Source organism: Variovorax sp. P1_H12_2 (genome assembly GCF_056405335.1).
The window spans coordinates 1-7,914 of sequence record NZ_JBFUCI010000305.1 but is presented as its reverse complement, the minus strand read 5'-3'; the positions used below and the strand labels follow the sequence as shown (position 1 = coordinate 7,914).

Here is a 7,914-nt window from a genome sequence, read left to right as displayed (position 1 = left end):
GCCCCACGTTGGTCAGCACGAATCCGACCACGGGCTGTTGAAACGTGTTGGTGTCGATGTTGCCGGTGGCGCCAAGGGTCGCGAGCGCGACGGTGGCGTCGGCGCCCGCGGTCCAGCCGCTGCTGCTGCGAAACTTGTCCAGCGAATCCCTCGTGTTGAAGACGTAGATGACCGCCTTGGATTGCGCGCCCGCCTGGAACCCGAGCGAGCCCAGGGTGGTGCTGTAGTACGACTCGGTACGGCCGGCCACGCGCAGCGCGCCGCGACCGTATTCGGCCCCCACGCCGAAACTCGCCCCGACCACGGCGGGAAACACGAGCACGCCGTTGGCCTTCGCCACCATCTCGCGCGAGCCCGGCACGCTGGCATACAACTTGGACAGTGCGGCATCCACCTGGGCCTCCATGGAGGCGCGCGACGACGCGGTGCTCGACGTGTCTCCAGGCCGTGTCGTCGTGCAGCCGACGAACGCGACACTCGCCAAGACGACCGAGGCGACGCTCAGGACTGATCGATGAATGGGACGCATGATCGACTCCTTTCCACACGACATCACTGGGCGAATTCAGGCCTCGGCCCGGGCAATCAGGATGGTTCCAGTGTCGAGCTTGCAGGAACGCGCCTGTCCTATTGCCCTTTTCGCCTGCGGGGCGAATCCCGTTCCCGAGGCAACGGAAACAGCCAACTCATCGGTCGCAACAGGGCACGCCACTGTTCGATGAACTGTGCATGGGCCTGCATGGCCATTCGCTCGAACGCGCTGCCGTCGAGATCGCCGTCGAACCGTTCCGAGACGAGATGTCCGTCAGTCAAACGGGTCGTCCGGGCGCTGATGCGGGTCCGGCCGGCGGAGCTTGTTACCTTTGTGACAGACCAGGTGAAGCTTCCGAAGGTCGCGGGGCGGGGGGGCTCGACGACTTCCCACTCGCCAGGCTGCGCCGCCCCGGGAAGCGCAGCATCGCTCTTGACTGCGATGGATCGCTTGTTCATGAGAAAGCCCCTCAATGAATGTCAGAGATGGTATCCAATGCGGGCCGCTTTTGCATGATGGCCGCGCGTGGCCCCGATCCGGCATTCTGGAACTCCCGTTTCGGGCGGTCATCCCGGCGGCCACGTATGCCACGTACGTGCGCGCGGGACCACGTACGTGGGCGTAGGTGGCCGCCCGGCTGGATTTGCCGCACAGGCGCTTCCACAATGATCGCGCCACGCCGACGCATGTCGCTGCGCGGGGCAAGGAAGCGCCACGGAAGGAGATTTAGTGAAAAGCCGATTTCAGATCCTCACCAAGGTGTTGCTGCTGGCCGCGAGCCTGAGCTTCGTCGTTGGGGCGAATGGCCAGGGCGCCCCGGCCAAGGCTTCCACGTCCCAAGGCAAGTCGGCCAAGCCGGCGCCCGAGCTGGAAGCCAAGGTGATGGACCTGTTGCGTGCGATGAGCAACGCCCTCACCGCACCGTCGTCGATGGCGTTCACTGCCGTTGCAACCTATGAAAGCCCCTCCAGCATCGGCCCGCCGCTGGCCTTCACGACGAGCTCCGAAGTCCTGGTGCAGCGGCCGAACAAGCTGCGGGTGATCACGGGCGGCGAGGGCAAGACGTCGGAGTACTACTACGACGGCAAGACCTTCACCGCCTTCGCGCCCTCCGAGAATCTGGTCGCCGTGGCGCCCGCGCCGCCCACCATCGATGCCATGCTCGAGGCGGCATTCAAGGATGCCGCGATCTACTTTCCCTTCGCCGATGTGTTGGGCGCAGATCCTTTTAAGAACCTCACCGAAGGCCTGACCAAGGCCTTCTACGTCGGCCCCTCCACGGCGGTCGGCGGCACCGCGACCGATGTGGTGGCAGTGGCCAGCGACGAACTGTTCATGCAGATTTGGATCGGCGCCGACGACAAGCTGCCGCGCAGGTTGCGTGCCACCTACCGCGGCGACCCGCTGCTGCTGCGCCACCAGGTGGATCTCTCGAACTGGAAGCTCGACCCGGTCGTGGCGGCGGAGGCCTTCGCCTCGGTCAACGCGGCCAACGCGAGGAAGATTCCGTTCGCCGCGCCGCAGCCACCCGCGGCGGCCGCCAAGGCAAGGACCGGCAAGGCGGGCAAGGCGCCATGAAGGACGCGGAAGGACGCTCGAGATGAAACCGATGACAACCATCCTTCCCTGGCTCGCCGCGGCACTGCTGGCCACGGGATTCCACACCTCCGCCTCGGCCTGGGCGCGGGCGAACGCCTGGGGCGGCCGCACGATGGGCGGATTCGGCGGATTCACCCACGACAACGCGTTCGGCGGCAGCACCTCGCACAGCTGGTACGGCGGAACCACCCACACCAACCGCTATGGGGGAACCACCACCGGCGCCTACGGCATGGGGGCCGTGCACACCACGGCCGGCGGCTTCACCACCTATCGACCACCGGCCTACGGTTATGGAGGCTATGCGCCGTACTACCGGCCGGTGGGCGTGCCGTACTACCACCCGGGCTGCTATTACGACTGCGGCGCTGCGGTCGCTGCGGGTGCCGCCGTCGGGCTGGCGGCGGGCGCGGTGGCCGGCGCTGCGTTGGCGCGGGCCAGCACGCTGCCGGCCTACCCCTTGGGCGCCAACTTCTCCACGCTGCCGACAGGCGCGGTCTATGTGGATCGCGCAGGCGTCACCTACTACCAGGTCGGCAACTCCTGGTTCAGGCCCTCGTTCGGCGCCAACGGCGTGTACTACAGCGTGGTCCCGGCGCCCTGAATTCGAACCATCGATCGGTCAACACCATGCGCAAATCGACGTACTCGCGCTCCCTGAAGAATGCCGGCGGGCTGGCCGCGGCGCTGACCTGTCTCTCGGCCGCCGGGCAGACGGTCCTGCCGGCCGATGCATGGCAGTTCGAGTTCATTCCGTACCTCTGGGCGGCCGGGGTTTCGTCGGATCTTCGCTTCGGCCTGACGCCCCGGAGCACCACGCACGTGAGTTCCTCGAGCGTGCTGGGCGCACTCGATTTCGGCGCGATGGGTACGCTCGAGGCCCGCAAGGGCCCCTGGGGTGGGCTGCTCGACATGCAATACGTGAAGCTCGGCGTCTCCCGGCAGCCGACCTTCGGCGCCCCCTTGGGTCTGGACGTCGACTACGAGCAGCAGATCTACACCCTGGCCGGCCTCTATCGGGTGTTCGACAGTTCCGTCGCAGTCGATGTCCTGGCGGGCGGGCGCTACGTGAACGCCAAGACCGATTTGAATATTGCCCCGAACCTGCCCGGCCCGGGGCTCCACGATTCGATCAGCTTCTGGAACGGCATCATCGGCGCGCGCGTGATCGCGCCGATCAACGACAAGTGGTCGCTGCTTGGCTACCTCGACACGGGCTGGGGAAGTTCGACGTCGAGTTGGGAAGCCATCGCGGGAGCCAGCTACCAGTACTCACCCACCGTCTCGTTCAAGTTCGGCTACCGCTACCTGAACTTCAAGAGCGACGATGGGCTCCTCAGCAAGGTGGCGCTCGGCGGCCTGTTCGCGGGCGCCGGCTTCAAGTTCTGACCGAACCGGCGATGGACACGAAAGACAGTTCCCCAACGCCTCCGACGGTGAAGCCGGAAACGGGCACGCCGCCGGCGAAGACATCCGGCGAGCTGGCGCAGTTCAACACCGAACTGGCCGTCGAACGGACCATCATGGCCGCGGACCGATCGCTCATGGCATGGGTGAGGACGGCGCTGTCCATGATCAGCTTCGGCTTCACCATCTACAAGGTCATCGAGGGGCTCCAGCACGAAGCTGTCCACACCATCAAGGCCGAGATGCCACGCGACATGGGCCTGTTCCTCACCGGCCTGGGCACCGTGGCCATGGTGATGGGAACGATCGAGTACTGGCTGCGGCTCAAGCACCTGCGCGAGAACAGCCGGCTTCGCATCATGCAGCCTTCCTTGGTCATGGCGCTGGTCATGTCCGTGGCGGGACTGTTCATCTTTGCCGGCATCGCCTTCAGGCTGCTTTGAGGTGAATCGACCATGTGGGACGTGATGCTGGATGTCTGGATGCGTATCTGGGACGACATCACGAGCGGCCGGCATGCGCCGCTGGCTTTCCGCTTCGTTCTCCAGCCGGCTGTTGCGGCCTTCTTCGCCTTCAGGGCCGGAAGACAGGACGCGCGGGACGGGCGACCGCTCTACATGTGGGCGCTCATGCGCGACCGGGTGCAACGCAAGGCCCTGCTGCGCGAAGGTTGGCATCACATCGGGAAGGTCTTCATCGTGGCCATCGTCATGGACGCCGTCTACCAGTTCATCTCGGTGCGCTGGGTCTATCCGGGCGAGGCCGTGATGGTCGCGGTGGTCCTGGCGGTCCTGCCTTATCTGGTATTTCGCAGCCTGGTGAATCTCATCCTGCGCCGGCGGCCGCATCTCTGACGCACATTCCCAGGAGCAATTTTTTTCGAGGTGACCTGGCGCCTCTCCAACGTTGAGGAAGAAGCATGACGACGAAAAAGCCCAACATCCTGATTCTCTGGGGCGATGACGTGGGTTGGTGGAACATCAGCTACAACAGCCGGGGTCAGATGGGCTACCGTACGCCGAACATCGACCGCGTCGCCAACGAGGGGGTTGCGTTCACCGACTACTACGCGCAGCAAAGCTGCACGGCGGGCCGGGCCGCGTTCATCACCGGCCAGAACCCCATCAGGACCGGGCTGACGAAGGTCGGCATGCCCGGGGCGTCGGTCGGGCTGCACGCGGAAGACCCGACCATCGCCGAGATGCTGAAGCCGCACGGCTACACCTGCGGCCAGTTCGGCAAGAACCACCTCGGCGACAAGGACGAGTACCTGCCCACGATGCATGGTTTCGACGAGTTCTTCGGCAATCTCTACCACCTCAACGCCGAAGAAGAGCCCGAGGATCCGGACTATCCGAAGGAYCCCGCGTTCAAGAAGCGCTTCGGCCCGCGCGGCGTGCTGCATTGCCTGGCCGAYGGCAAGGGCGGACARACSATYGAGAACACSGGCSCGCTGACGAAGAAGCGSATGGARACSATCGACGACGAAACGACCGGGAAGGCRCTCRAYTTCATCGACAAGTGCCAYGCCGACSRSAAGCCYTTCTTYCTCTGGTACAACACSACGGCGATGCATTTCAGGACGCATTGCGCGGAAAAGCACAAGGGMAAGAGCGGCGGGCAGGGCGACTACAACGACGTGATGGTCGCGCACGACGAGCACATCGGGCAGATGCTCGACAAGCTCGACGAACTGGGCATCACTGAAGACACGATCGTGATGTACTCCACCGACAACGGYCCGCACTACAACAGCTGGCCCGACGCSGGCATCACGCCCTACAGGGCCGAGAAGAACACCAACTGGGAAGGCGGCTGGCGCGTGCCGTGCTTCGTGCGCTGGCCCGGMARRTTCAAGGCCGGCACGGTCATCAACGGCATCGTGTCGCACCAGGACTGGCTGCCGACGCTTCTGGCTGCGGYCGGCGAAGACGATGTCAAGGAGAAGCTGCTCGAAGGCTGCAMGGTCGGCGAGAAGAGCTTCAAGGTRCACATCGACGGCTACAACATGCTGCCGTACCTGAGCGGCCAGGTGCAGGAGAGCCCGAGGCAGTCGTTCTTCTACATCAGCGATGACGGGGACATCATGGCGATCCGCATGCACGACTGGAAGGTCGTGYTGATGGAGCAGCGCGCCAAGACGCTGCAGTGCTGGTTCGAGCCCTTCGTCAAGTACCGGGCMCCCAAGATGTTCCAYCTGCGSCGCGATCCGTTCGAGCGGGCCGACGAGAACTCSAACACCTACTGGGACTGGGTCATCTCGCACGCCTACATCGTCTACGCGATGCAGAGTGCGGTCGCGCAGCAGATGGAAGCGTTCGAGAAGTTCCCGCCGCGCCAGAAGCCGGCCGCGTTCAATCTCGATGAGCTCATGCGGAAACTGCAGGAATCGTCCAGCGCCGCACATTGACGTGTCATTGACCCACGCCTGGCTCCGGCACCGGAGGCCGGACCAGGCACTCACCTTCGAAAGCGGACCGTGGCCACGACCATCGCGTTGACTGTCAATGGCAAGTCCGAGGTGCTGCAGGCCGACGATCCGGCCATGCCGCTGCTCTATGCGTTGCGCAATCAGCTCGGCTTGCACGGCATGCACTTCGGCTGTGGCCTGGCGCAATGCGGCGCCTGCACCGTGCACTACGACGGTGAGGCGCTGCGCAGCTGCGTGATGCCCGTCTCGGCTGTGGCCGGCGCCCGGATTGTGACTCTCGAAGGCCTCGGTACGCCCGAGAAGCCACATCCCCTGCAACAGGCCTTCATCGACGAACAGGCCGCGCAATGCGGCTACTGCATCAACGGAATGATCATGCAGGCAGCGGCTTTCCTCGCGAGCAACCGGCACCCGACCGAAGCCCAGGTGAGACAGGCGCTGGCTGCCAACCTGTGCAAGTGCGGCACGCACGTGCGCATCCTGCGCGCCGTGATGCGGGCCGCAGAGCAGATGGCCTGAGCGTTTCGAATGGCCCGCCTCGCTCCGCTTTCCCGTCGCGCACTTCTGCACGGCAGCGGTGTGCTCGTGGTGAGTTTCGTCTTCGCGCCGCGACCGGGCATCGCGTTCGCGCAAGGGGCGGGCACGACAGCAATAGGCAAGAGCGTCGACGCGGGCGAGGTCGGCGGGTTCCTTGCGATCGACAGCCAGGGACGTGTCACGCTCTACAGCGGCAAGGTGGAGCTTGGAACCGGCGTGCTCACGGCCTTGACGCAGATCGTCGCCGAAGAACTCGATGTACCGCTGGATCGGGTCACGATGATCCAGGGCGACACCTTGCTCACGCCCGACCAGCATCCGACCGACTCGAGCCTCTCAATCCAGGCCGGCGRCATGCAGATCCGCAAGGCGGCAGCGACGGCGCGCGAGTCTCTGCTGGACCAGGCCGCGGCCCGCCTGGGCGTTGCCAGGGACCAGCTGCTGGTGCAGGCGGGCACTGTGGCGTCGCGGGCGGGCGGCCCAGGCGTCACGTATGCGGCCCTCCTGCAGGGCCGCAGCCTGTCGATGAAGCTCGACCCGGCGGTGCGCACGAAGGACCCGAAGGACTACCGGATCGTCGGCACGCCTGTTCGCCGTCTCGACATTCCGGCCAAGATCTTCGGCACTTTCGAATTCGTGCATGACGTCCGGCTGCCGGGCATGGTGCACGCACGCATGGTGCATCCCGCAGCCCTGGGCGCCAGGCTCGAATCATGGGACGACACCCCGTGCCGAGGCATCCCCGGCTACCTGCGCGCCGTGCGCCAGGGCGACTTCCTCGCCGTGGTGGCGAATGACGAATGGGCCGCMGTGCGGGCATCGCGCGCGCTCGTGGCGAAGTGGGGCGCCGGCGAGGGCCTGCCCGACGATGCCCGCCTCGAGGCCTGGATGCGCGGCGCGAAGGTCGATCGCGACGAGGTGCTGCAAAGCACGGCCGGGCCAACCGCCGCGCTGGCCGGCGCCGGCCGGCAGCTGCGCGCGAGCTACGACTTCCCGCTGAACACGCATGGCTCGATCGGTCCGTCGTGCGCGGTCGCCGATTTCAAGGAGGGCGCGCTCACCGTCTGGACCCCGTCGCAGGCGAGCCACCTGCTGCGACGGCAATTGGCCACGATGCTGCGGCTGTCCGAGGAGCGCGTGCGCTGCATCTACGTCGAGGGGGCCGGATGCTACGGCCGCAACGGGTCCGACGACTGCTCGTCGGAGGCGGCGCTGATTGCAGTGCAGATCGGGCGCCCGGTGCGGCTGCAGTGGATGCGGCACGACGAGCATGGCTGGGACCCGAAGGGTCCGCCGACTTTGCTGGACTATCGCGCGAGGATTGATCCTCGGGGTCAGGTCGCGGCATGGGAAGCCGACATCTTCCTGCCCGAGCGCCCGATGAAGCGTTCCGGCGTGACCCTGCTGG

Annotated in this window: 11 protein-coding genes; 8 read left to right on the top strand and 3 right to left on the bottom strand. The window is 65.7% G+C overall.

Annotation, left to right across the window (positions count from 1 at the left end; all coding sequences use genetic code 11):
* Positions 1–529 (bottom strand): BPSL1445 family SYLF domain-containing lipoprotein (locus AC1D2K_RS24790; RefSeq protein WP_478091748.1); only part of this gene is annotated, 529 nt, incomplete at its 3' end.
* Between the two features lie 98 nt (positions 530–627).
* Positions 628–990 carry a hypothetical protein gene (locus AC1D2K_RS24785; RefSeq protein ID WP_478091747.1) on the bottom strand — a complete coding sequence of 121 codons (363 nt, stop codon included), beginning with the start codon at positions 988–990 and terminating at the stop codon, positions 628–630.
* Between the two features lie 271 nt (positions 991–1,261).
* Between AC1D2K_RS24785 and AC1D2K_RS24780 the strand changes: the two genes are divergently transcribed.
* Genes AC1D2K_RS24780 through AC1D2K_RS24770 form a run of 3 tightly spaced genes read left to right on the top strand, consistent with a single transcriptional unit; the run spans position 1,262 to position 3,520 of the window.
* Positions 1,262–2,110, top strand: coding sequence for a DUF2092 domain-containing protein (locus tag AC1D2K_RS24780; RefSeq protein ID WP_478091746.1), 849 nt, complete (start codon positions 1,262–1,264; stop codon positions 2,108–2,110).
* A 31-nt stretch (positions 2,111–2,141) separates the two neighbouring features.
* Complete coding sequence (locus AC1D2K_RS24775) at positions 2,142–2,735, top strand: hypothetical protein (protein ID WP_478091745.1); 594 nt, start codon at positions 2,142–2,144, stop codon at positions 2,733–2,735.
* Positions 2,736–2,761: 26 nt separating this feature from the next.
* Positions 2,762–3,520 carry a YfaZ family protein gene (locus AC1D2K_RS24770; protein WP_478091743.1) on the top strand — a complete coding sequence of 253 codons (759 nt, stop codon included), beginning with the start codon at positions 2,762–2,764 and terminating at the stop codon, positions 3,518–3,520.
* Here AC1D2K_RS24770 and AC1D2K_RS24765 read toward each other — a convergent pair.
* Positions 3,510–3,704 (bottom strand): hypothetical protein, encoded by a 195-nt coding sequence (locus tag AC1D2K_RS24765; RefSeq protein WP_478091741.1) that lies wholly within the window; start codon positions 3,702–3,704, stop codon positions 3,510–3,512. The genes AC1D2K_RS24770 and AC1D2K_RS24765 overlap by 11 nt on opposite strands.
* Here AC1D2K_RS24765 and AC1D2K_RS24760 point away from each other — a divergent pair.
* From AC1D2K_RS24760 to AC1D2K_RS24740, 5 genes are all read left to right on the top strand, one after another.
* Positions 3,703–3,981 (top strand): hypothetical protein, encoded by a 279-nt coding sequence (locus AC1D2K_RS24760; RefSeq protein ID WP_478091739.1) that lies wholly within the window; start codon positions 3,703–3,705, stop codon positions 3,979–3,981. The two genes, AC1D2K_RS24765 and AC1D2K_RS24760, sit on opposite strands and share 2 nt — an antisense overlap.
* A 12-nt stretch (positions 3,982–3,993) precedes the next feature.
* Positions 3,994–4,392 carry a hypothetical protein gene (locus AC1D2K_RS24755; RefSeq protein ID WP_478091738.1) on the top strand — a complete coding sequence of 133 codons (399 nt, stop codon included), beginning with the start codon at positions 3,994–3,996 and terminating at the stop codon, positions 4,390–4,392.
* Between the two features lie 65 nt (positions 4,393–4,457).
* Positions 4,458–5,948, top strand: a complete 1,491-nt coding sequence (locus AC1D2K_RS24750; RefSeq protein WP_478091736.1) for an arylsulfatase — start codon at positions 4,458–4,460, stop codon at positions 5,946–5,948.
* A gap of 69 nt (positions 5,949–6,017) precedes the next feature.
* Positions 6,018–6,488, top strand: a complete 471-nt coding sequence (locus AC1D2K_RS24745; protein WP_478091734.1) for a (2Fe-2S)-binding protein — start codon at positions 6,018–6,020, stop codon at positions 6,486–6,488.
* Positions 6,489–6,497: 9 nt separating this feature from the next.
* On the top strand, positions 6,498–7,914 hold a 1,417-nt coding region (locus AC1D2K_RS24740; protein ID WP_478091733.1), incomplete at its 3' end, for a molybdopterin cofactor-binding domain-containing protein.